Consider the following 24,174-nt stretch of genomic DNA (forward strand, 5'->3'; position numbering starts at 1 on the left):
GCCGCGAGCGTGCCCGGTCAGCGTTTCGGGCGGAGGGTGTCGACCCGGGCGACGGACTGGTCGATGCGCGCCTGGCTCAGCTTTCCGCTCCGGACCAGCCCGACCACCACGTTCAGCGTCTTCTCGAAGATGTCCGGTTCGTACACCTGCTGGTTGGCGAAGACGAGCAGGTCGACGCCGGCCTGCAGCGCCAGGTGAACGGCCTCGGCGGAGCCGTACTGGCGCGTGATGGCCACCGCCTGCATGTCGTCGCTGACCACCGGGCCCTGCCAGCCGAGCTCACCGCGGAGCAGATCCGTGATGACCTTCGGCGACAGCGAGGCCGGTCGGTTCGGATCCAGTTGTTTGTTGAGCACGTGCGCCGCCAACACCGAATCCGCCAGGCCGGCCCGGATCAGCCGTCGGTACGGTTCCAGCTCGATGGGCCGCCAGGTGGCGCTGACGTCGACGACCTCGAAATCGGTGTTTCCCGCAGCGCTTCCGATGCCCGGGAAGTGCTTGAGCGAGGTCTTGACGCCGGCAGCCCGGTGGGCGTGGATCTCCTCCGTGGCGTTGCTGACGACCACGTCGGGATCCGCGGAGAAGCTACGGTCCAATGCTCCGATCGCCCGGCTCGCCGAATCGATGTTCAGGTCGACGACGGGCGCGTAGTTGAGGTTGACCCCGACCCGGGTGAGACTCTCAACCAATCCCCGTGCCCACTCGCGCGTCGCCGCCGGAGAGTTCTCGGCGCCGATCTCGGCCTCCGACCTGGTGGCGGGGAACCCGTTGCTCGGGTTGAGCCGCGCGGTCCGTCCGCCTTCCTGGTCGATCGACACGATCAGCCGGCCCGGCGCGGCCTTCTTGAGCTCCCGCACCAGCGTGGTGACCTGCTGCGGTGAACGGACGTTGCGAGCGGCCCCGGTCTCCAGGTCGCGGTCGAAGAGGATCACCCCGCCGAGACCGTCTCTGATCGCCCTGACGATCCAGTCGCTGCTTTTCACCCGGTCACCACGGAAGCCCACCACGAGCAGGCTCGCGATTTTCCGCCGGAGCGCTGCCTGGTCCGGCGTACCGCTCGTCGCGGCGCGCGTCGGCTGCGGCGTGGGCAGGCTGGATCGAGCGGTCTGGCAGGCGGTGAGCGCGGCCACGGCGGCCGAGCCGGCCCCCGTGAGCAGCAGCCGGCGAGGCAGACGTGATCCATTCACGTCCGCACGCTACGGGCCACCGATCCCCGGAGACCCCGCGAACGCGAGCACCTCACCCGTTCGATGCCCGTAGCCGATCGGAGCCACCCTCGCTGGCCCCTTCAGGCAGTGCGGGCCTGCTCCGCCTCGCGGCAGAGCAGGCCCTCACGTCATCCGTCGCCGCTCACGCGACGCCGGTCAGTAACTCCGAGCGACAGCCCGACCCAAGGTCAGGCCGTCGCCACACCGAAGAGGTGAAGGACACCGTCGCCCTGGGTGGTGGCCGGCAGCGTCAGGCTCGCGAGCTGCTTGCCCGGCTGCAGGTCGATGGGAGCGGTGGCGAAGACGTACGTGGCCACCGGCTCGATGCCGCTGCCCATCTTGTCGCGGTAGGTCGTGTGCACCGCCGTCACGTTGCCGAACGACGGCTGATCGCCCCCACCACCGAGAGTCCAGTCGCTGAAGCCGATCACCGCCTGCTGGGTGCTGCCATCGGTGTAGGTCAGCGTCACCGTGCCGCTCGCGGCACCGAAGACGGCGCTGCCCAGCAGGCTCAGCTTGGTGTCACCCTCGGCCGCCTGGACGCTGAGCACCTGACCGCCACCGCCGACCAGGATGTTGTCCGGGTCGCCGGGCGCCACGTTCGGCCAGGTGAAGTTGAACCCGTTGGCCGACACGGTGGAACCCGGCGTCGCCCCGGCGGCTTCGAGCGCCTTGGCGGAGTAGCTCCAGCCACCGGTGTCGAAGTTGGCCTGCGGGTTGGTGTCGTCGGCCGAGATGCCGTTGCTGTTCAGGTTCCACAGCACGCTGTCCCGGACGGCGACCGTCACCGGCAGCGTGACCGTGGGCAGCGCCGCGCCGGAGGCGGTGGTGGCGGTCACCGTCACCGTGTACGGACCGGCCTTGAGGTCGGCCGCCGCCGAAACGGTGAGCGCCTTGCTACCCGTTCCGTCACCGGTCAGCTTGTAGTCACCCTGAGCGGGGGTGACGGTCAGCCCGGCGGGGGCGCTGACCTTCCAGCGCACGACGGTGGGCTTGTCGGTGAGCGCCTGGACCTTGTACGTCGCAGCCGCGGTGCTGCCCGGCTCCACCTTCAGCGTCTGCGGGCTCGCCCCGGCCAGGTACGGCTGCCGACCGTCGCCGTACGAGGGCGGCGCGTCGGAGGGAGCGCTGCCCCACGACTTGTTCGGCTTTGCACCGAGCACGAAGTCGACGGTGCCGCCCTTGTTGACGAGGGTGTCGGGGACCCAGCTCCGGTTCGACTTCTTACCGTTCACCTTGACCGACTGGATGTACTTGTTCTTGGACGATGCGTCCGGGGCGTTGACCGTGATCGTGCGGCCGTGCCCGGCCTCGATCACCGCACGCGGGAAGAGCGGTGCGGAGAGCACCAGGTCGGCCCGGCTCGGGTTCTGCGGGTACATGCCCAGCGCCGAGAAGACGTACCACGACGACATGGTGCCGGCGTCGTCGTTGCCCGGGATGCCGCCAGGGGTGTTGCTCCAGAGCTGGTCCACTACCGCCCGGACCGTCTCCTGCGCCTTGTAAGGCACGCCGAAGTAGTTGTAGAGGTACGGCGCGTTCATGTCAGGTTCGTTGGTCGGGTCGTACCGGGTGAGGTCGCGGGCCGAGAAGTCGAAGGTGCCGTCAGGGGTGCGGAAGAAGGCGTCGAGCCGCTGCTCGGCGGCCTTGTTGCCACCCATGGCGCGGGCCAGACCAGCGACGTCCGAGTAGACCATCCAGGTGTAGCGGGCGCTGCTGCCCTCGACGAACCCGCTCTCGGTGGCCGGGGTGAAGGTGCGGTCCGCCCAGGTGCCGTCGGCCTTGCGGGAGCGCATGTAGCCACCCTGCGGGGTCGCGGTCACGTCGAAGACGTTGCTCCAGTTGCCCGACCGCTTGAGGAAGGTCCGCTCGTTCGCCCGGTCGCCAACCTGGCCGGCGAGCTCGGCGAGAGCGAAGTCGGCGACCGCGTCCTCCATCGTCTCGGCCGCGCCGCCCCAGCAGGAGCAGCCATCGGCCGGTAAGTAGCCCAGCTGCAGGTACTTGTCGAGCGCGGGACGCTGACCGACGCAGGCCACGTTGCAGCCGGCGCTGTCGGAGTCGTTCGCGTTCGGCACCGTCGCTGCGGTGATCAGCGAACGAAGGGCGCCCTTGACGTCGAAGTCCCGCCCGCCGAAGGCGTGGATGCCGGCAACCGCCGGGGCCGCCGGGTCACCGGACATGACGCTCGTCTTGCCGTGCTGCAGCAGCCAGCGGTCCCATTCGCCGCCACGCTGGGTGGCGTAGTTGAACAGCGACTGCGCATAGTCGCTACCCGCCTTCTGGTCGATCAGCGTCATCAGCTGCACCTGGGCGCGGTACTGGTCCCAGCCGGAGAAGGTGCCGTACTGCGCCTCCTGGCCCTTGGCCAGCCGCTGGGGCTTGCCGTCGGCGCCGAGGTATCGACCATCCACGTCACTCGTGAGCGTGGGCTCGAGCATGGAGTGGTACAGCGCGGTGTAGAAGGTGCTGAGCTGGTCGGCGGAGTCGCCACCGACTTTGATCTTGCTCAGATGCCGTTGCCAGTCCGCCGTGGCCTCCGACCGGACTGCGTCGAAGGTCTTCTTCTGCGGGTTCTCCGCCCGCAGGTTGGCCTCGGCGTTGTCCAGGCCGACGTAGGAGATGGCGACCTTCACGCCGACCTTCGTGGTGCCCTCGGCGAAGGTGACGTAGGCGCCGGAACCCTTGCCCGGGACCGGACCGCCGGTGTCGACGCCCGTGCCGCCCGAGGCCGTCGAGGCGCCCGCCGTCAGGGCGTCGTCCTGCCACGTGCCGAACCGGGCGAAGGGCTGGTCGAAGTGGGCGGTGAAGTGCACCGTGTACAGGGCTTCACGGTTGTTCGGGCTCTGCGGGCCGCAGAAGTTGCCTGCCGTCACCGAACCGGTGACGGTCCGTGCGGCGGCGTCCACCTGCACGGTGGCGTCGGTGCTGCCGGTCTCCGAGTTGGAGGTGCGGAACAGCATGCTGGCGGGTTGGTTGGCCGGGAACCCGAACTGGCCCGAGCCCGTGCGGGCGGTGGTGGTCAGCTCAGCCGACGCACCGCTGTCGAGGCCGACCCGGTAGTACCCGGCACGCGCCGTCTCGTTCTCGTGGGAGAAGTCGCTCGCGTACGTCGCGTCGGAGGTGTCGACGCTCGGTGACGAGGTGACGTCACCGACGTACGGCATGATCGGGATGTCGCCGGCGCCTCCGTTGCAGCCGACGCCGTTGAGGTGGGTGAGGCTGAAGCCACGGACCCGGGTCGCCCCGTACTCGTAACCACCGGGCGCGGGGGTCGAGACCTGGGCGCCCCTGGTGGTCTGCGGGCTCCAGGCCAGCATGCCGAAGGGACGCACCGCTCCGGGGTAGGTGTTGCCGAGGTTCGTTGAGCCGATCAGCGGGTTGACGTACGCGGCCGGGTCGGTGACCAGCCGCGGACCGGGGGCGGCCGAGGCGGGCGAGCCCGCGGTGACCGCCGCCAGCGCGGCGACGGCCGTCGTCACGACAGCGGCGAGAGTTCGGCGTCTCGCGGTCTGCACCGCACGAGCCGGTGGGTTTGGCACAGTACTTGCCCTTCGTTCAACGACCGTGTGCGTGAAGCCCGACGGGAACACCGTCACGCTCTTCTCCATGCCGGGGCCGGCGCACTCAGCCGTGACAACGTTGTCTAAATCCAGGAAGGATGCTCGCCCCTCATCGGAGACCTGTCAAGATCCCCCGCCGCATCCCGCGAACTCCGTTCGGAGACGGGGAGGGTGCACTCTGCGCAGTGTGGCCACGATTCGCCCCGCCGGCTCGGCCACACCACCCGCCAGGAGAACCACGTGGCGCAGGTCAGGCAACGGCACCGTGCTCCGGCTGGCCCTCCGCACGAGCCAGCCGGAACACGGCGTCAGCGTCAGCCAGTCGCGCAGACGGTGCCGTTGAGGGTGAACGCCGTGGGCAGCACGTTCGGCCCGCTGTACGCGCCGACGAAGCCGGCGCTCACGCTCCCACCGCCGGCGATCTGACGATTGTCGTCGGTGGGGGTGACCCGCACAGCGGTGCCGACCTGCTCCCAGGTGGCGCTCCACCCGCTGCTGACCTGCTGCCAGCCGGTCGGCCAGGTCCAGGTGAGGGTCCAGCCGCTGATCGGGCTGGTCCCGTTGTTGATGATTTCGACACCGCCGATGTAGCCGTTGCCCCAGTCGTTGCTGGCGGTGAAGCGGACGGTGCACGCACCGTCGGCGGGGCTGCCGGTGGCAAAGGTGAGCGGCGGTGAGGCCCAGGACACCCGCCCGGCGGTGTCCCGGGCCAGCACGTTGACGGTGTACCTGCTGCCCGGCACCAGGTTGCCGACCGTGAACGAGGTGGCCTTCGTCTCGCCGAACTGCTCGCTGACCGCGCCGTTCTGCCGATACACCTCGTACTTGGCGATCGGGCTGCGGGCCGGGGTGGCGGCCGGCCAGGAGATCGTCGCGGCGCGGTCGGTGACGCCGCTGGCGGTGGGCTGGCCCGGCGCCGTGGGCCGGCCGGCAGTCGTGCCGGCCGGGCGCAGCACGAGCGTGGTCAGCGAGTACGCCGGCAGCGTCCGGCTGGTCGCGGTGCCGGACTGGCTGGTGGCGATGCCACCGGCACCGTTGGTAAGGGTGGAGACGGTCGGCGCGGCACCGGACGGGGTGAACCCGGCGTAGTCGATGGCGACCTGGTGGGCGTTGTCCGGGTCCTTGTTCACCAGCAGCACCGCGAGATCCCCGTTGCCCCGGCGGACGGCGTGCGCGGTGACCAGCGGTTCGTCGGTGCCGGCGCGGATGAACTGGTCGCCGGCCCTGGCGAAGAGCCTCATCATGGCCAACCCGTGGTACGGCGCGAACGGCGTGTTCAGTGGCGGCTCGCAGACCGAGCCGTCCGCGGTGCAGGTGCCGCTGGACAGCATCCCGAAGTCGTTGTAGTCGGTCTGGCCGGCCACCTCCGACACGGTGCCGATGCCGTTGTGCACGTTCCACCAGTGGACGGTGAAGATGCCGTTCTCCAGCAGTTCGCTGTAGGCGTCGGCCAGGAAGAGCGCGGCGGGTTGGGTGGTCCGGCCGGCGTCGACGTTCAGCTCGGTGAGGCTGATGCCGATGCGGTCGGCGTTCGGGCCGGCGTACCGGGTGATCTGCTGCCGGAGCAGGTAGGTCGCGTCGGGGATGTGGCTGGTGCGGGCCAGTGACTCGGCGGCGGTGCCGCCCGGGTACCAGTGCACGTCCACGAAGTCGATCTTTCCGCCGGCGAGGGAGAGCACGGTCTGGTTCCACGAGCCCGGGTCACTGCCGGCGGTGATCCCGTCCGGCCAGTTCCCCGGCATCGTCAACACCGCGCCGACCTTGACGCTCGGGTCGACCGCCTTCATCGCGTCGGCGTACTCGATGACCAGCCTCGCGTACTGTGTCGCGCTCTTGTCCGGGTGGTCGTCGGCCTCCCAGGCCGACCCGTAGTGCCCGTTGCCGTAGTTCTCGTTGCCGATCGTCCAGAACTTCGCGCCGTAGCCCTTGGTCACGTTGGCGTACCGCACCCAGTCGGCAGCCTCGGCAGGCGTACCGGTGCCGTAGTTCGCAATGATCATCGGTTGCGCGCCGACCCGCCGGACGGCCGCCATGAAGGTGTCGAAGTCGGTGTTCGGCGCGACGTACCCACCGGGAGCGGTGTGGTCCTTCCAGTGGTAGATGTCGGCGTAGGAGCCGCCGGGGTAGCGCATCATCTGCACGCCGGCGTCGCGCAGCAGGTCGGACGTCTCGGTGGTGCCCAGGTTCTGGTCCCAGATGGCGTGGTTGACGCCCAGCGCGGTGTCGGGCACGGTCGCCAGTCCCGCTCGGGCGTTGACGGTCACGGTGACAGGGTCGGGGGCCGCGCTGGCGGTCGGTGGGTTGATGCCGGAGAGCGCGGTCGCGGCGAGCAGCAGGCTCGCCAGGAGGGATGCGCGCCTTTTCGGGATGTGCATGGGCTGGGCTTCCTTAGCGGCAAGGGGTGGACGGATGGCCCTCGTGGTCCATCGCTCGTGTCCCCGCCCCCGGAATCCCTGACGGATTCTCGGCTGCCCATTGGACGGGTGTCAGCTCCGCGCGCACGGCACATAAAATCGACGCCCAAGAATCTCACGAGGCCCGCGAGGCGCAGGTCCAGTTTGGGCGCATTGCGAGGTGTCAAGTTGGCGACACTTCGGCGACGCCATGGCTGCCGCCGCCACCAATACCATAAGCGCATGTCACCAAAGGTCTCGATTGTCGCCACGGACAGCCACCGCGAGCCCGGGCCACGACCAGGCGCCGACGTGACCTTCCTGCCGTTCGCCGATGACGACGGCATTCCGGTCTACGACGACTCCACTCCCGAGCTGATCCAGGAACTACTGGCCGCAGGGTTGGCGGCGGGCACCTGGCACCCTCCCGCAGAGTGCGAGTTCGTCTCGTCCCGTGGCGTGCTGACCGACTCCCTGCTCCAGATCGGCGTGGGGATCGGATCGTCTGCCGGCTGGTACGCCCTGCAGACGCTGCTGCGTCGTCGCGGCGGCCAGCTCCGGGTGGTCGCGATCTTCGACAACGGCACCGAGCGGCGGCGTGCCGAGGTGACCGGAGAGGCGGCCGACGTGGTGCAGGCGTTGACAACGCTCGACCCGTTCGACTCGGGGCCATCCTGATGACGCCCGGCGCACCGTTTCGGCGCGGTTGTGGCAACGAGCGACCACCCGGGGCTCGTGCGTGAGGCCCCGCGGCTTCATTCGCCACCCGTAGCGGAGGAACGCCGCCGACTCGTCGGACAGATCACGACCGTGCTGGAAGGGTCGTCGGTCATCCAGGACCCGAGCAGCCGACAGCTACTGCTTCAGGAGCTGGGGCATGCGCTGGGCGGCGCACTGGGCTACCGCGAGGTGGGGCTGCTCCGCCCACAGATCATCGCGCTGGTGACGGTCTGCGTGGACCGGCCAGGTGGGCTGCGTTGCCTCGCCGAATGCCTCGAGCTGCTCGAGCCGGACAGCAAACAGACCGTCGCGTTGCTGCGCCTGGCCGACGACTGGCAGGCATTTGAGCTGCTCAACGACTACGACGTCACCTGGCTGCGCGGGCTGCTGTCCACGCTCGACGTCACCGACGACCTGCGGCGGTTCGTCGCCGAGATCCGCGCGACCCCCGCCCCGGCCTGGTGCGAGACCGCATGGGAGCTCTTCGCCCACCTCACATCGGCGAACGCGCACGGTGAGGTGCCACCGTGGCTCCGGTTGCTCGACCGGCTGGTAACGGCCGTGTCGGCGGCATCGCTGCCCCGGCTGCGCCAGCTGTGCGCACAGCTCACGACAGACTGGGGGGTCGCGGATCAGCTCGACGCCGCCCAGCCGACCGCACCGCTCCCCACCGCCACCGCCTACCTGGTGATCCAGTTCGAGAAGTACGGCGGCGACGACGACACGTACATCATGTCCCACTGGTACCAGTGGGCGTCCCCTGAGTGGCAGCCGATCCGCGGCGAGGATCACCACGTCGCGTACGGGGACCTTGAGGCGGCCGTCGACCGGATCGTCAACGAGGTCGAACGTCGTTGGGCGGCACGGGCCGGAGCGGTGACGATCGAGTTCGTACTGCCCTGGCAGCTCATCAACGAACCGGTCGACACCTGGCGCAAGGAGCTTCAGTCCGGGCTGCCGAGCCCGCTGACCACGGAGTATCCCCTGGTCATCAGAAGTCTGGAGCGGATCCGCGCCAGTCACTGGCACCGGCTCTGGCACAGTCGCTGGCGAGGTGTCACCGATCAACCCAGCGAGCGGAAACTGATCCACTGCGCCGCGCAGCACCACGCCGACGTCCAGCTCGAAGCGACTCTCAAACGCGAGAGCGCTGTCGTCGTGCTGGTGCTCAGTGAGACCCCGACCGCCGACAGCCTCGGTGAGCGGCAGTTGCTCATCGGGTTGCGCTCCGGTGTGCCGGCGATCGTGTGGCACCGGGATCCACCGTCCATAAAGGATCTATGCCAGACTGTTGCGTCGATGGTCGGCGATCGGACGTCAGGCACGGCAGTGAAGGACCTTCCGAATCGTGCCGCGCACCTGCGGCAGTCGGCCTGGAGTGAAGACCCCGAAGGGCTCGACAAGCACGTCGGGCACGGCTTTGTGATGTTGTTCGACGATCCGGATCGGCAGCCCGGGGGGGCGGACTCCGCCGACGACGACAGGCGAAGGGTCCTGGCATGAGCGGTAACGGCCAGCGGAGGACAAGGAGCGCCGTCAGTCGGCGCACAGACCGGCCAGGCACACGCGCCATCAACGGGTACCGCCCGGTGCCGCTGCCGCGGACCGTATCGACGACGGTGCCGTGATGAACCAGTCGCTGCCTTCGACCGTCGACTCCGTGACGCGTCCCGCCGACGGGTTGGGGCTCGATCCGACGCGCCACCGCCGGGATCTTGTGGTGGTCGTCGACGACGACCCGGTGATGGAGTTCTGGGCCGACGAGATCGCCACCTATGTCGCGGTGCTGCGCGCCCAACGGGGCTTCAGCTCGGTCGAGGTCTGGCGGCTGGCCGTGGACGACGGCGCACTCGTGGTGATTGACGGCACCGACAGCGCTCCCAGCGCGCCCTCGGCTCTGATCGATCCGGCCGGGCAGCGCGTCGTCTTCCTGCTGACCCATGGCGGCTCTGACGCCTGGCGCGGCGGCCTGGTCCAACCCGTCCTCGTCTCGTGGGCCGCCAGCATGACGACTGCCGTGGTCAACCTGCTGCCCCAGCAGCGGTGGCGCGAGCGACGGATGGAGACGACCGAGGTGGCCTGGAGCCCGGACGCCCTGGGTTCAGTGACGCACCGGTGGTCATGGCGGGTAAGCGGACTGGACCTTCGCCCCACCGACGAGCAGGACGACTCCCGGCTGACGGCGGTCCCGGTCATCGAGCGCGGCACCGACTGGTTGCAGCAGTGGAGCCGTCTGCTGGCCGAACCGCCAACCGGTGACGTACGACTGCCCGCGTTGCTCTTGCCGCCCGACGGTGAGATCGCCCGCCCGGTGAGCCGGACACCGACCGCACACGAAGTTGTCGCCCGCTTCCGGGCCACCGTGTCGCCGTCATCGTTCGCCCTCGCGACCCGTTTGGCGGCCGCTCCGCTCAACGCCCGGGTGGTCCGCGCCCTGTTGAAGACGGTGGTGCGCGCGGGGCCGGCGCAGCTGACCGAGGTGCTGACGAGCGATCTGGTGCGGCCCGTCCTGCACCGGGCCGCGCCGACGAGCGACACCCGCATCAGGTACGAATTCGCGCACGGCGTCCGCGAGCGGCTCCTCACGCTCGGGTACCGCGACCGAACCGTCGAGGTCCAGCACGTCGTGGAGTACGAGCTGGCGCACGACGTCGAGGCGGTGCGCAACCTGACCCTTCGCATCAAGGATCCGCGCCACACGTCGTACGAGCGCGTCACCCCGGCCGCAGAACCCTATCTGCGGGTCGAGTTGGCTGTTCACCTCTCATTGGGCGGGCCGAACCTCGTCGCGGCCGCGCGGCTGGGCCAGGCGCTCGGCTCACCCATTCCACGGCAGGTACGTCGAGTACTGGAGCCCACTTCCGTAACCGCTCACAGGACCATGGAGTCCGGAATGTCTGACACAGTGAAATCGCCGGACTCGGCGGCACCGCTCGGCACTGCGCCACACACCATGCTGGACGTCGAGTCGGGCACCCCCCCGACCCTGTCGGCCCGCGACCTGCCGGCCGCGCAGCGGCTCGACGGCCAGTTACCAGCAGTCGTCGGCAACCTGCCCTTACGGAACACGAACTTCACCGGCCGACGTGACCTGCTCGACGCACTGCATCAACGCCTGCGCGCCGGCACCACCGCCGTGCTGCCCGAGGCGGTGCACGGCGCTGGCGGTGTCGGCAAGTCGCAACTCGTCATTGAATATGTCTACCTGCACCAGCAGGACTTCGACCTCATCTGGTGGATCCCGGCCGAGCGCCCGGCCCAGATCCAGTCCGCGCTGGTGGACCTGGCGGCGCGCTTGAACCTGCCGGTGCCGTCGACGGCAAACACGGCCGTGCCAGCTGTGCTGGAGGCCCTGCGCGTGGGCCGTCCGCACTCGAACTGGCTGCTGATCTTCGACAACGCCGAGGATCCGATGGACGTGGAGCGGTTCTTCCCGAAGGGCGGCCCGGGAAGCATCGTGGTCACGTCCCGCAACGGCGAGTGGCGGGAGATCGCGAACAGCCTCGCGGTCGACGTGTTCGAGCGCCAGGAGAGCATCGAACTGCTCCGTCGTCGAGGCCCGGACCTGCCCGTCACCGACGCGGACCGGCTCGCCGCCGCCCTGGGCGACCTCCCGTTGGCCATGGAGCAGGCAGCGGCGTGGCGCGCTGAGACGAAGATGCCGACCGACGAGTACCTCGAACTGCTCAACGCCAGTCGTCCGGTGCTCGATGACGAGACGACGTCGCAGCAGGATTACCCCGAGCTCGTCGCCGCGGCGTGGAACGTGTCGCTCAACTGGCTGCGCGAGCAGGATCGCTCGGCGCTCCGGCTGCTGCAGGTGTGTTCGTACTTCGCCTCCGAGCCGATCGGCAAGGTGCTGCTCTCGAAACCGCGTGCGCTGCGCATCCACCCCGACCTCGATCCGCTCGTCCGCAACCCGATCCGCCTCAACCGGGCGATCCGCACGATCGGCCGACTGTCGCTGGCCCGGATCGACCACCGGACGAACTCGTTCCAGATGCACCGCCTCGTGCAACGCGTTCTGATCAACCAGATGGACCCGGATGACCGGGAGGCGATGCGACACGGTGCTCACATGCTGCTCGCCGGCAACGACCCCGATCAGCCCGACGATGCCGAGCACTGGCCGCGGTACGCCGAGCTGTACCCGCACATCGTCGCCTCGGGGGCCGAGTGGTGCTCGAACGAGCTCGTGCGGGACATGGTGCTGAACGAGGCGAAGTACCTCTGGCGCTGGGGTGACCACCATGGCGCCCGTGATCTCTCGCAGCGGGCGTGGACGGCGTGGACCACCGGCTCGGACGGCGCCGACCCGGACAGCCTTCGGATGGCGAGCTGGCTCGGCTTCATGCACTTCGTCGTCGGTGACTACGCCGCCGCGGCACCGCTGAACGCCCGGACGCTCGAGCTGTACCGGCAGACCCTCGGCGAAGACCGTGAGGAGACCCTGGACGCCATCGGCGCCGTGGCCGCCGACCACCGCGTCGCCGGTGATTTCGCGGGCGCGCTCGATCGCTCGCTCATCGTCTACGAGCAGGCAAAACAGAACTTCGGTGAGGAGGAGCCGTTCACCCTGCGCGCCGCGCACAACCTCGCGGTGAGCATGCGGCTGTCCGGTCTCTTCGGACGCGCCCTCCAGCTCGACGACCAGACCTACCAGCGCCTGGTGCAGATCTACGGCACCGACCACCCGGACAGCCTCAGCACCTTTGGCGGGATCAACCTCGACCGCCGCGAACTCGGCGACTACGTGGCGGCGCACGCCAACCAGGAGAACGTCGTCGCGACCGCCCGTCGCATGCTGAGGTACGACGACCACCCCGACCTGCTTCGGCAGAGCCACATGTTGGCGAGCTTCCGGCGCAAGGCCGGTCACCACCATGATGCCCTGGACCTGTCCAGTGACGTGCTACGCCGGTTCCGGACCCGCTATGGCGACAACCACCCGGACACGGTGCTCGCCAGGCTGACGGTCTCCATCGACCAGCGGCTGAGCGGAGACCTGCGCGCCGCGCGGGAGGCGGCGGAAATCGCGGTGGAGGGGCTGCGCCGGCTGTACGGCGAGCACCACCCGCACACCGCCGGCGCACAGGTGGACCTGGCGGTGACACTCCGGCTGCTGGGCGAGTGCGCCCAGGCCCGGGATCTCAACCAGACGGCCCTGCAACGGCTGACCAGCCGGCTCGGCGAGTCGCACGCGCTGGTGCTGGCCGCCCGGGTCAACCTGGCGAGCGATCACTATGAGCTGGGCGAGTACGCCGAAGCCCACGCGCTCGACCTGGACACGCTCGCGCTGTGCCGACAGGTGCTCGGCAGCAGTCACCCCACCACGCTCGTGTGTGCGCTCAACCTCGCCATGGATCTGCGCGACCTCGGCCGTGAGGCGGAGGCGAGCATGCTGTTCGACAAGGGTCTAGAGCAACTGCGGCAGACCCTCGGCGTACGCCACCCGGCGGTCGCGGCGATCGGCGCCGGCGTCCGGGCCAACTGCGACATCGACCCGCTGCCCCTGTAGCGGCGCACGGTCGACCCGGCGGGGTCAGGCGGCCAGCCAACCCGCCGGGTCGACCGGGTCGAGAACGCGGCCGGTGACCAGACGGCCGACCCAGGTGGCCAGCTCGATCGGGTCCGGGACGGCCGTCCGGTGGCCCCGCGACCGCAGCCCGTCAACGACGGCGAGAACGAGTTCCGGGCAGCCCAGCAGGGCTCGCGTCACCGGGTCGGCGGGACGGTCGAGCTGGGTGAGGCCGAGACCCACCCAGCCGTGCACGCTGGACACGTCCTCGTGCAGCTCATCGAGGTAACCAGCGCGCGCCCGCTCCAGGTCACCGGCTACCAGGGCGAGGTCGGCCGCGGTGGTGCCCGCCACCGTGGCCCCGACGTCGTCCGGTGCGGCGCGCAGTCGGCCAAAAGCGGCCGGATCGACCAGTAGGTACCTCCGGAGCACGGCTCGGGCGTCGAGCAGGCCCTCCGGTGGCGCCGCCAGCACCGTGAGACCGACGACTGCCTTCGCTGTCGGGTCACGGCGCTCCCAGGCTGCCGCCAGGGCCTCCCGGTCGGCTGGGTCGACACGTACGTTGTGGCCCCGCCACATCGCGCGGTGATCGGCGGCGACGGCGCACGCCGCGTCGAGCGCGGCGGCGGGAACCTGGTCCTCCTGGCACGCCTTCAGCTCCGTGTGCAGGGTGTCGACGAACCGCTGGCCGTGCCCGGTCAACCGGCCGGACGCCGCCAGCACCCGCAGGACGCCGAGGGTCTGCCGTCGCCACAGTGCGAACTCGAAGTCCGCAGCGGCCCGCTCGCCGGACGGTGCGTGGTGTCGGTGGGACCGCCAGAACTGGGTGATGCCGACGAACGCGTACGCGCCTTGGAGGAGGCCGGCAAGGGGTCTGGGGTCGTCCCGCCAGGGGGCGTAGTAGCGGATGTCGCCGCCGCCCTCGACGAGGGTGAGCAGATGGGACAGCGCACCGAGCTTGTGGTGCTGCGACTCGTGCACCAGGGTGACGGCCAGTTGTGCCGCGTCGTCGGGCTCGGAGAGCAGCACACCACCAAAGGCCTCGGCACCGGATGCGGACAGTTGCCGGAAACGGGCCCGACGCGGCACCGGTACCACGCTCCGCAACGTCTCCGCGATCGCCTGGGCCCGGTCGCGCTGCTGACTGACCAGCAGCTCCCAGGCTCGGGCGAGAAGCGCGCGCCAACGAACGATCTCGGGCGCCGACAGCGGCTCGGGCGCCGAAGGGCCCCGCAGGTCGCGGTACACGTCACGATCGTGCAGCTCGACTCGGAGCTCGACGCCGTCCGCATGGACCTCGACGATGATCGGCGCATGCCAGTTGGGGTCGGCGGCCACACAACGGATCGTCTGGGCGGCGCTCACCAGCTCGACCTGCCCGGCACGGGCCCGCGCCCGGACGACCAGGACGTCCGGCAGGATCGAGGCGGCCCCCACGGTGGGTAACACGGCCACACCCTCTCGCGCCGGGATGTCGAGGTCGAAGGACAGGCCCGCCCGTACGGCGCTCGCCGCCGCCAGCGCGTGCAGGTATCCGACGTCCAACCACAGCGGGAGGGAGGGGTCGGGATCACCGTGCAGCCGACGCAAGGTGTGCGCGGCCCAGATGCCTACCTGCGGCTGGGCAAGGACATCCTCGGTGACGGCTGGATCAGCAGCATGCGCCTCAGCCAGGAGCTGCCAGGCGTCGGCGACCGAAGCGAGCGGACCAGTGGCGTCGGGCCGCGCGGCGCAACTGTCCAGGAGCGCCCGCAGCACGATCAGCCGCCAACTGCGCTCGGACCGCCAGAGCGCCGTGATGGTCCGTTCGTCGCCAGCACCACTGGCAAGGGCATGGAAGTGCTCGGGATCAAGGTACGTCGGGCCCACCGACACGGAATCACACGACATGGTCCTCCGATTCCGGCCCCGTAGGCCGTATCCGACTCGGGAAGGAGCCGTTGTAGCCGCTGATACTGCCCCCCGAATCGGCAACTCTCTCCCGCACCCGCGAGATGGCCGCAGTCATGCCGGTGCGGTCGACGGATGGCAAGGACCCAATGTCCACCGTCGACAAATCGAGCAATTCCGACTCGATACCGGCGAGGCCTTCCTCCATGAACGGCAACCCTTCCGACGATGGCACTCAGTAGCTCCATCATCGCTTATGCCTGGAGCGCAACGAAAGCGTCACATCGAGCGACGTCCACCGCAACCCCGATTAGGCGGTGACGGTGTCCGCTATGGACGACTTGCCGTGGGAGTCAGGTGTACGAAGCCAGCCGGTCGGCGCCATCCTCCACGCGGGCCATCGCGGCGTCGTCACTGGCGAAGAAGCGAACCGCCTCCACGAGTTCCGCCAGGGCGCCCGGGTACCGCAGACAGGTCCGGACGACACTGATGGCGTCCACCCGCGCCGCGCTACTGCGACGGATCGCGGCGTACACGTGGCCCCGCAGCAGAGACAGGATCTCCTCCCGGTCGCTGGGCCGCAGGAACTCCGGTATCGCCAGCAGAGCATCCACGAGGGGAGCCAGCAGGGCCGGTGGCGGGGCTGCCGAAGCCGGCGGCACCGACTGCCCCGCCTGGGCCCGGCCGAGAACGAGGCCTTCGTCGCCGAGCGCGTTGCGGTACCAGAGGTAGGTGGGTGTCTGCCCGGTGAGCCCACTCGCCCGCAACTCGGTGAACCGCTCCCGCAGCGCCGCCACCAGCCGAGCCGGGTCACCGAGCCAATCCATGTCGTCGGCTTCCAGCAGCCGCAGCACCTCCCGGCTGAACAGCCCGGTGCGCCGTACCCGCAGGTTGGCGGCGGCCTGACCGAGCCCAGCGGCGAACAGCACGTCCTGTATCCGGCCAGCGGCCGGTGCCCCAGCGGGGAAGGTCTCGTTGCCGGGGGTGCCCACCGCGTGGGAGCGGTCGTGCAACTGGCACGCGTCGACGATCCACAACTGGCGGTCGAAGGACTCCACCAGGTCGGAGGCGAACGTGGCCAGCATAGAATCCAGGTCGAGTGCGCCCGCGTCGGTGGTGGTGGCGTCGGCATAGTAGAGCCGCCGGTGCCGGCCGGTATCGACGTAGCCGTGGCCGCCCCAGATCACGTAGAGGGTGGATTGGCGTCGGGTCGGCAGCTCCCGGAGCAGCACGTCCCGTACGGCTGCGCGGTCTGCGGAGCGCACAACGACGCCCGGCGGGACGGCGCTCGGATCAGGATCGGGCGCCAGAAGCAACGTCACCTGCTCCGGCGGCACCCCGCTGGCGACAAACCGGCGGGCGAACCGGATGGCGTCGTCGACCGGCCCGACCAGACTCCAGTCGCTCCCGGCCGCGTACCTGTCGATACCGACGCCGACCACGTGGACATCTCTGGGATCATGGCTGGGGCCCACAACTCACCCCGTCACGGACGTGCGACGGAGCGAGTCGTAAGGCATCCGGTCATCATGCCCTGCGGTGGTGTCCGCGTCCCGCTCCGGACCAGTCGAGCGGACCTCGTCGCGTCCGCCACCCGTCGCGAGGCGGGGAGCCAACCATCGTGATCGCAGCCCGATTAGTCTCACGGGCATGCGGGGACGATTCGGTGCGCTCAGGCGGTGGTACGCGCGGCGCCGGCCGTTCGTTCGCCGTACGCTCGTCGCGTTGGTGGTTGGTGCGGTGCTGTTGACCGGCGGCACGCTGGCCAGCGTGCGGTGGATTCGCGACGCGGCGGACGGCCACATCTACAGCGAGGCTGCCGTGCCGGATGCGCCGGTCGCCCTGGTGCTCGGGACCAAGGTGGACGCGGACGGCTCCCCGTCGCCGTTCCTCGCGGCCCGACTGGAGATCGCGCGACGGCTGTTCGTGGGCGGCAAGGTGCGGGCGATCCTGGTGTCCGGTGACAACATGAACGCGGACTACAACGAGCCCGCCGCGATGCAGGGCTGGCTGGTGGACCGGGGCGTACCGGCGCGCAAGGTGGTGCTCGACCACGCCGGTTTCGACACGTACGACTCGTGCGCGCGGGCTGAGCGCATCTTCGGGGTGCGACGCGCGACCGTGGTCACCCAGTCCTTCCACCTCCCCCGCGCCGTGGCACTGTGCAGGCGTCTCGGCATCGATGCCAGCGGGGTGGGTGACGAGACCGCGAGGCGCTACGCCCAGACGTGGCGGGTCAGCTCGTCCCGCGAGAACGGCGCTTGCCTGAAGGCCGCGCTGGACCTGCTCTCCGCTCGGGACCCGGCGCACCTCGGCCGCCGGGAGACGGGTGTCGACGATGCCCTCCGCGCCGCCTGACGGCGGTCACGACGCTGACGGCTGCCGGGGTGGTGCCGCGCTGTCGCGCACGATGAGTTCGGTGGCCAGCTCGACCCGGGGGCTTTCGGTCTTCTCGCCACCGGCGAGGCGCAACACGGTCCGTGCGGCCAACATGCCCATCTCGGCCAGGGGTTGACGGACGGTGGTCAGCGGTGGGGAGCACCACCGGACCTCGGGCAGGTCGTCGAAGCCGACCACGCTGATGTCGTCGGGTACCCGTAGGCCGCGTTTGCGGACCGCCTCATAGACGCCGAGCGCCATCTGGTCGCTGGAGGCGAAGATGGCGGTGGGCGGGTCGGGCAGGGCCAGCAACTGCGTACCCGCGCTGAAACCGGACTCGTGATAGAAGTTGCCGGGGCGGATGAGGGCGTCGTCGATGGGAATGTCGGCGGCGCCGAGGGCAGCCCGGTAGCCGTCCGTCCGGGCCCGGCTGCACATCAGATGCGGTGGGCCGGCGATGAAGCCGATGCGGCGGTGGCCGAGGCTGATCAGGTACTGGTTGGCGCTCAGGCTGCCCGCCCAGTTGGTGGCGCCGATGGTGGGTGATTCCTGCGGATCGACGCCGGCGGGGTCGATGATGACCACCGGCAGGTGGAGCCTGCGCAGCTCGGCCTGCAGCGGTGGGTTCACCATCGAGGTCACGAAGATGACGCCCTCGGTGGAGCGCGTACGCATGTTGTCGAGCCACTGCTTGGCCGAGGAGATACGCCAGTGGATGGCCGACACGACGGTGCCGACGCCGCTGGTCTGACCGACGTCCTCCACCCCGCGGATGATCTCCACCGCCCACGGACTGTCCAGGTCGTTGAAGACCAGGTCGATGAGGGCGGCGTCGGTGCGCCGGGCCGGTGACCGCCGGCGGTAGCCGTGCCGGTTGAGCAGGGCCTCGACTCGTTCCCGGGTGTCGGGGGCGACGTCTGAGCGGCCGTTGATGACCCGGGAAACCGTGGGCACGGAGACACCGGCCAGCCTTGCGATCATCGCGATGGTGACGTTTCGGCCGTTCTCGGCGCCCACGGTCCCCCCTTCGTCGTGCTGGAAGCTTCAGGTCTGCTCGCGGTGGTGCGGCGTCCTGATCCATCCCGTCGGGGCTCACGGGGGTGCTCGGACGCCGGAGGAACCGGCAAGGTGCGAACGTGTATCTCCGGAACTTTCAATGTGTCGGTGGTAATACCGATCGATGGCCGGCACGCTACGAGCTGCTGCCGCAACGGTCAAGACCTCTGTCCTATTGCGAAAAGACCGGCTAGCGTAGGCAGCACTTCCAGCGATCCTGAGCCGCAATTTTCCGGAAATTCCGAACGCCGCACGGAGGAGCCCTCGTGTCGACCGACATGGCTAACGTGGCGACCGCTGCCCGGTCGATCCGCAATCCCGTCCTCGCCGGGTTCCACCCGGATCCGTCGATCCTGCGTGTCGGCGACGACTACTACCTGGCCACCTCGACCTTCGAGTGGTACCCAGGCGTGCGCGTGCACCATTCGCGAGATCTCGTCAACTGGCGCACCCTGGGCGGGATCATCACCGACCGCCGCCTGCTCGACCTGCGCGGCTGCGGCGATTCCAACGGGGTGTGGGCACCCGACCTCACCTACCACGACGGTCAGTTCCATCTCGTCTACAGCGACGTGGCCAGCTTCGCCAGCGGCTACTGGGACCCACAGAACTTCCTGGTCACGGCCGAAGACATCGCCGGCCCCTGGTCGGATCCGGTGAAACTGCACGGGCGCGGCTTCGATGCCGCACTGTTCCACGACGACGACGGCACCAGTTGGCTGCTGAGCATGAGCGCGGACTGGCGACCCGGCCGGGACCGCTTCGGCGGCATCGAGATCCAGCAGTACGACCGCGCCGCGCGCCGCCTGGTCGGCCGGCCCCGCCTCCTGTTCACCGGCACACCGGTCGGGGTCACCGAGGGCCCGCACCTGTACCGCCACGACGGCTGGTACTGGCTGATCACCGCCGAGGGCGGCACCAGCTGGGAGCATCAGGTCACCGTGGCGCGGTCCCGGGAGCTGTTCGGGCCGTACGAGGTGGACCCGGACGGGCCGCTGCTCAGCTCCGTCGGCCGGCCCGACCTGCGCTTGCAGAAGGCCGGTCACGGCAGCCTGGTTCGTACCCAGGGCGGCGAGTGGTATCTGGCCCACCTGGTGGGCCGCCCCTACTCACCGCTGGGCAGTTGCGTGCTGGGCCGGGAGACCGCGATCCAGCGGGTCGAGTGGCCGTCGGATGGTTGGCCCCTGATCGCCGGAGGGGTGCCAGCAGACGAGGTCGTCGCACCCGATCTGCCCGCGCACCCGTGGCCGGCGGAGCCCGCGACCGACGACTTCGACGCCGCCGAGCTGGGTCTGTGCTGGTCGACGCTGCGCCGGCCGGCCACCCCGGACTGGATCGACCTGCGGTCCCGCCCGTCGCACCTGCGCGTCCATGGAGGACAGTCGCCGGTCGGTCGGCAGGCCCCCAGCCTGGTCGCGCGACGCGTCGAAGCGACGCACTGCTCGCTGGAGACCGTGGTGGAGTTCAACCCGGCCGACCACCGTCAGCTCGCCGGGATCACCGCCTACTACAACACCCTCAACTGGCACCACCTCTACCTGACCCGTGCCGACGACGGGCGGGCGGTGCTGGAGCTGCTCAGCTCCGACAACGGGCGGCGCACCCCGTACCCCGATCTGAGCGTGGACGTCAGCGGTGTCACCCGGGTCGGTCTGCGGACCGTGTTCGACGGGCCGGTGGTGCGCTTCGAGTACGACCTCGGGGCTGGTTGGCAGCGGCTACCGGTCGACCTGGACGCGACCATCCTGTCCGATGAACACGCCGCGCTGATCATCGACGGCGAACCGGCGGCCTGGGGCTTCACCGGGGCGTTCGTCGGCCTGTGGGTGCAGGATCTCGGCGGCGACGGCGTGTACGCCGACTTCGACCTGGCCACCTACCGGGAGCACTGACCACGCGGACGGCACCCGGGCCGGTGCCGTCCGCGTTCTCACCGTGCTACCTGACCTGGGCGGCGACGGTGCGCAACTGGCCGAGGGTGGTGCGGAAGCCGTGGCCGGACGCCGCCGGGTCCTCGGCGAGCAGGCCACTGACGGCCATCGCCTGCGACCGGGTTGCCGCAACCGCGTCGTCGCCGGATCCGGTCACGTCGAACACGCCGAAGTCGCCACTGAGCGTCCGGAACGCCGAGGCCGCCGGGTCCTGGGCGAGGTAGAGCACCACGACCTGCCCCGTCTCGAGCTTGGACATGTGCGCCATGTCCGCCACACCGCCGTCGAGGCTGGCGAGCGTGATCCGCGCCCCGGCCCGCACGGACGATCCGGTCGCCGCGCGCAGCACCTCGTCGACCCGGAACCCGGCCGCCTCGACCTCTCCGCGTACAACCAGGTCCGCGGTTTCGCTGAGCTGCCGCACGGTGCCGTACCCGCGCAGCTTGCCCTTGATCGGCGGGGGCGCGGCGGTGGTCGGCGCTGCGGCGCTGCTCGTGGCGGGTGCGGCGACCGGGTCGGCGGCGCCGGCGCTGCCGCAGGCGGACAACGCCGCCACGGCGAGCACGGCGGCGGCCGTGGCCCACAGAGGCTGGGTACGGCGAAGGTCGACTGCCATGGAACGCTCCTTGCGTCTCGGTGCCGCCCCGGGTCGTCGCGCCCGGAACGTGGCACTGCTTACGCCATCTATCTGTGCGGTCCGGGCACCGAGTTCCATCTTTTTTCCGGCTTCAGCCCCGCTCTCGCGCGACGTGACGAAGCTCCGCCAGCGTGGTCACGAACCCGCGACCCGCCGAGGCGGCGTCCTCGGTGCGCAGCCCGGTCACCGACCTGCTCGGTGACCGGCTGGTGACCCTGTCCCCGGCGATGTCGAAGATCCCGAAATCACCGCTGAGCGGGGCGTAGCCGTGCGCCTCCGGGTCGCTGAGCGCCAGGTAGAGGACGGTCGGCTGGCCGGGCCTCCCGGCCGAATCCGCCACCAGGGTGATCTCGGTGGACACCGGGGCGTCCGGCGCGCGGTAGAGCACCTCGGCCACCCGGTAGACGGCCCGCCCATCGGTCACCGACACCACCTCGCCGCGAACCACCAGGTCGGCCGTGTCGGTGAGTTGGCGCACCGTGCCGTACGCCCGCATCTTGCCGACCGCGCCGGGCGGCGCGGGCCGCGCGGCCGGGCTGCTCGCCGCGGGTGACGGGAGCGCCGCCGACGGTTCGTCGCCGGACGTGGTGGCGAGCCCGACTCCGACACCCGCCACGACCAGGACCAGGACCGCGACCGCGAGTGCGGGCCGCAGAGCAGCGCGGGCCGGCTTTCGGGTACGCGTCTCCTGCGCGATCGCCGCCAGCAGGCGGCTCCGGTGCAGCTCGTGCCGGCCCGCCGGCAGGTTGTGGTCACCGGGATGTGGGGCGAGTTCCGCCCACTCGGATGGGTCCGGCGTGCTCACTGGCTGCCCTCCCGCACGAGCGAGGGGTCCACGACCCGCGGGCGCGGGGCGCGCGGCGGGGCGTCGACGAGGGTACGAAGCCGGGCGCGGGCTCGCGACAGCCGGGACCGGACGGTGCCGACGGGCACACCGAGCGCCTGCGCCGCCGCCTCGTAGTCGAGGCCCTCCCACAGGCACAACGTCAGCACCTCACGCTCGGGCCGGCGCAGCCGGGTCAACGCGTCGATCGCGGCGGCGATGCGTCGGCTGTCGTCGAGCCGTCCGGCGACCTCGTCGGCGTGATCGGGCAGGGTGACGTCGGAGGCGAGCAGTGCGGCGGCCGCCCTGCGGTATCGGCGGTTGCTGCGGATGTGGTTGCGGGCCTCGTTGGTGGCGATGCCGAGCAACCAGGGCCGCAGCGACCCGCCCTCCTCACCGACCCGCTCCCGGGAGCGCCAGGCCTGCAGGTAGGTGGCCGCCATGACGTCCTCCGCCGTGGCCCAGTCGGCAGTGAGCCGGAACGCGTGGTTGTACACCGAGCGCGCGTACTGGTCGAAGAGCTCGGCGAACGCACCGGGATCACCGGCTCGTACCCGAGCACGCAGACTCGACTCCATGACCATTTTCTGTCCGTCGGGCGGCGCTGGTTCCGACGGACCGGCCCGTTGATCAGTTACGGCCCGACGATAGCCACCGGCAGGCACGTCCCGCCAACGACGGGATGAACAGGTGCCGTCACGCCTCGCGGTCACCGATTGACGACACATCGACGTACTGGTATCTGTTAATACAGTTTCCTGATGCTCGCGGTGCCCGCCGGGGCCGAACCGCCGCGCCGGGCCACCGACCGGCCGGCGGCACGCCGCCCCTTCCCCGAGGAACACCATGGTTCACAAGAGAAGAGCCGCCTACGTGGTGGGCACCCTGCTGATCGGCGTCGCCGCTGTCGGCTACGGCCTGCCGTCGGCGAGCGCCGCGACAGCCGGCCCGATCACCGGCCTCGGCGGCAAGTGCATCGACGTCGCCGGGGCCAACCCGGCCAACGGCACGCCGGTCCAGCTCTACGACTGCAACGGCAGCGCGGCCCAGACCTGGACGGTCGGCAACACCGACACCTCGATCCGCGCGCTCGGCAAGTGCCTCGACGTCACCGCAGCGTCGACCGCCAACGGGGCCAAGGTGCAGCTGTACGACTGCAACAACACCGCCGCGCAGAAGTGGACCGCCAGCAACGGCGCGCTCGTCAACACCGGCTCCGGCAAGTGCCTCGACGTCACCGACCGGAGCACCGCGAACGGCGCCCGGTTGCAGATCTGGACCTGCGGCGGCACCACCAACCAGCGGTGGACCCTGCCCGGCGGTGGCACCTCCACCCCCACGCCCACCACCCCCACCGGGACCAACCTCGACGACCCGGCGAAGAAGGACGTCGCCATGCAGCTCGTCTCGGCGGCCGAAAACTCGTCGCTCGACTGGCGCGCGCAGTTCTCCTACATCGAAGACATCGGCGACGGTCGGGGCTACACGGCCGGCATCATCGGCTTCTGCTCCGGCACCGGTGACATGCTCGAACTGGTCGAGGCGTACACGCGCACCAAGCCGGGCAACGTGCTGGCCGCGTACCTGCCGGCGCTGCGCGCCGTCAACGGCACCCCCTCGCACGCGGGCCTCGACCCCAACTTCCCCCGCGACTGGCGGGCCGCGGCCAACGACTCGGTGTTCCGGGCCGCGCAGGAGGCCGAACGGGACCGGGTCTACTTCAACCCATCGGTACGCGACGGCAAGAACGACCAGGTCCGGGCGCTCGGCCAGTTCGCCTACTACGACGCGGCGGTCATGCACGGGTACGAGGGCATGCGCCAGATCCGCAACCGCGCCCTGAGTCGGGCCAAGCCCCCAGCGCAGGGTGGCGACGAGCGGACCTGGCTCAACGCCTTCCTCGACGAGCGGGTCATCGAGATGAAGAAGGAGGAGGCCCACTCGGACACCTCCCGCGTCGACACGGCCCAGCGGGTGTTCCTCAACAACGGCAACTTCAACCTGAACACTCCGCTGGCGTTCGCCGTCTACGGCCAACAGTTCCGCATCGGCTAGCCCA

The 24,174-nt window shown here is 70.1% G+C and carries 15 protein-coding genes; 6 read left to right on the forward strand and 9 right to left on the reverse strand.

The annotated features are described in order from the left end of the window. Positions 1 to 17: 17 nt before the first annotated feature. From JOD64_RS02070 to JOD64_RS02080, 3 genes are all read right to left on the reverse strand, one after another. A complete protein-coding gene (locus tag JOD64_RS02070; protein WP_307813165.1) occupies positions 18 to 1,187 on the reverse strand; it encodes a glycoside hydrolase family 3 N-terminal domain-containing protein in 1,170 nt (389 codons plus the stop codon). 209 nt (positions 1,188 to 1,396) lie between these two features. After that, a complete protein-coding gene (locus tag JOD64_RS02075) occupies positions 1,397 to 4,687 on the reverse strand; it encodes a GH92 family glycosyl hydrolase (protein WP_307813167.1) in 3,291 nt (1,096 codons plus the stop codon). A gap of 395 nt (positions 4,688 to 5,082) precedes the next feature. Continuing rightward, positions 5,083 to 7,143 (reverse strand): cellulose binding domain-containing protein, encoded by a 2,061-nt coding sequence (locus JOD64_RS02080; protein ID WP_204940622.1) that lies wholly within the window; start codon positions 7,141 to 7,143, stop codon positions 5,083 to 5,085. A 261-nt stretch (positions 7,144 to 7,404) separates the two neighbouring features. Here JOD64_RS02080 and JOD64_RS02085 point away from each other — a divergent pair, with 261 nt between their 5' ends. From JOD64_RS02085 to fxsT, 3 genes are all read left to right on the forward strand, one after another. Next, on the forward strand, positions 7,405 to 7,839 hold the full coding sequence (locus JOD64_RS02085) for a hypothetical protein (protein ID WP_204940623.1): 435 nt from the start codon (positions 7,405 to 7,407) through the stop codon (positions 7,837 to 7,839). A 57-nt stretch (positions 7,840 to 7,896) separates the two neighbouring features. Continuing rightward, positions 7,897 to 9,384, forward strand: coding sequence for a VMAP-C domain-containing protein (locus tag JOD64_RS02090; protein ID WP_204940624.1), 1,488 nt, complete (start codon positions 7,897 to 7,899; stop codon positions 9,382 to 9,384). A gap of 157 nt (positions 9,385 to 9,541) precedes the next feature. After that, complete coding sequence (gene fxsT / locus JOD64_RS02095) at positions 9,542 to 13,399, forward strand: FxSxx-COOH system tetratricopeptide repeat protein (RefSeq protein WP_204940625.1); 3,858 nt, start codon at positions 9,542 to 9,544, stop codon at positions 13,397 to 13,399. A gap of 24 nt (positions 13,400 to 13,423) precedes the next feature. Here the strand turns inward: fxsT and JOD64_RS02100 are convergent, their stop codons facing one another. Further along, positions 13,424 to 15,289 carry an HEXXH motif domain-containing protein gene (locus JOD64_RS02100; protein ID WP_204940626.1) on the reverse strand — a complete coding sequence of 622 codons (1,866 nt, stop codon included), beginning with the start codon at positions 15,287 to 15,289 and terminating at the stop codon, positions 13,424 to 13,426. Positions 15,290 to 15,642: 353 nt separating this feature from the next. Continuing rightward, positions 15,643 to 16,731, reverse strand: a complete 1,089-nt coding sequence (locus JOD64_RS33680; RefSeq protein ID WP_204940627.1) for an effector-associated domain 2-containing protein — start codon at positions 16,729 to 16,731, stop codon at positions 15,643 to 15,645. A gap of 208 nt (positions 16,732 to 16,939) precedes the next feature. On the opposite strand from JOD64_RS33680, the gene JOD64_RS02110 reads away from it, so the two are divergent. Continuing rightward, entirely contained in the window at positions 16,940 to 17,647 is a 708-nt protein-coding gene (locus tag JOD64_RS02110) for a SanA/YdcF family protein (protein ID WP_204940628.1), read from the forward strand. Positions 17,648 to 17,653: 6 nt separating this feature from the next. On the opposite strand, the gene JOD64_RS02115 is transcribed toward JOD64_RS02110, so the two are convergent. Then, positions 17,654 to 18,685 (reverse strand): LacI family DNA-binding transcriptional regulator, encoded by a 1,032-nt coding sequence (locus JOD64_RS02115; protein WP_204940629.1) that lies wholly within the window; start codon positions 18,683 to 18,685, stop codon positions 17,654 to 17,656. Between the two features lie 305 nt (positions 18,686 to 18,990). On the opposite strand from JOD64_RS02115, the gene JOD64_RS02120 reads away from it, so the two are divergent. After that, a complete protein-coding gene (locus JOD64_RS02120) occupies positions 18,991 to 20,616 on the forward strand; it encodes a glycoside hydrolase family 43 protein (protein ID WP_204940630.1) in 1,626 nt (541 codons plus the stop codon). Between the two features lie 46 nt (positions 20,617 to 20,662). Here the strand turns inward: JOD64_RS02120 and JOD64_RS02125 are convergent, their stop codons facing one another. From JOD64_RS02125 to JOD64_RS02135, 3 genes are all read right to left on the reverse strand, one after another. Continuing rightward, entirely contained in the window at positions 20,663 to 21,271 is a 609-nt protein-coding gene (locus JOD64_RS02125; protein ID WP_204940631.1) for a hypothetical protein, read from the reverse strand. A 112-nt stretch (positions 21,272 to 21,383) separates the two neighbouring features. Beyond that, positions 21,384 to 22,097 carry a hypothetical protein gene (locus JOD64_RS02130; protein WP_204940632.1) on the reverse strand — a complete coding sequence of 238 codons (714 nt, stop codon included), beginning with the start codon at positions 22,095 to 22,097 and terminating at the stop codon, positions 21,384 to 21,386. Continuing rightward, positions 22,094 to 22,693 (reverse strand): RNA polymerase sigma factor, encoded by a 600-nt coding sequence (locus JOD64_RS02135; RefSeq protein ID WP_204940633.1) that lies wholly within the window; start codon positions 22,691 to 22,693, stop codon positions 22,094 to 22,096. The genes JOD64_RS02130 and JOD64_RS02135 overlap by 4 nt, the downstream gene beginning before the upstream one ends. 268 nt (positions 22,694 to 22,961) lie before the next feature. On the opposite strand from JOD64_RS02135, the gene JOD64_RS33380 reads away from it, so the two are divergent. After that, positions 22,962 to 24,170, forward strand: coding sequence for a chitosanase (locus tag JOD64_RS33380; RefSeq protein WP_204940634.1), 1,209 nt, complete (start codon positions 22,962 to 22,964; stop codon positions 24,168 to 24,170). Positions 24,171 to 24,174: the final 4 nt, after the last annotated feature.

The organism is Micromonospora luteifusca, assembly GCF_016907275.1.
GTDB classification, from domain to species: Bacteria; Actinomycetota; Actinomycetes; order Mycobacteriales; family Micromonosporaceae; genus Micromonospora; species Micromonospora luteifusca.

Bases quoted from the DNA above. Each gene is read 5' to 3' on its own strand.
- JOD64_RS02135 (WP_204940633.1), bottom strand. From the start codon at position 22,693: ATGGAGTCGAGTCTGCGTGCTCGGGTACGAGCCGGTGATCCCGGTGCG.
- JOD64_RS02125 (WP_204940631.1), bottom strand. From the start codon at position 21,271: ATGGCAGTCGACCTTCGCCGTACCCAGCCTCTGTGGGCCACGGCCGCC.
- JOD64_RS02085 (WP_204940623.1), top strand. From the start codon at position 7,405: ATGTCACCAAAGGTCTCGATTGTCGCCACGGACAGCCACCGCGAGCCC.
- JOD64_RS02100 (WP_204940626.1), bottom strand. From the start codon at position 15,289: ATGTCGTGTGATTCCGTGTCGGTGGGCCCGACGTACCTTGATCCCGAG.
- JOD64_RS02110 (WP_204940628.1), top strand. From the start codon at position 16,940: ATGCGGGGACGATTCGGTGCGCTCAGGCGGTGGTACGCGCGGCGCCGG.
- JOD64_RS33380 (WP_204940634.1), top strand. From the start codon at position 22,962: ATGGTTCACAAGAGAAGAGCCGCCTACGTGGTGGGCACCCTGCTGATC.
- JOD64_RS02080 (WP_204940622.1), bottom strand. From the start codon at position 7,143: ATGCACATCCCGAAAAGGCGCGCATCCCTCCTGGCGAGCCTGCTGCTC.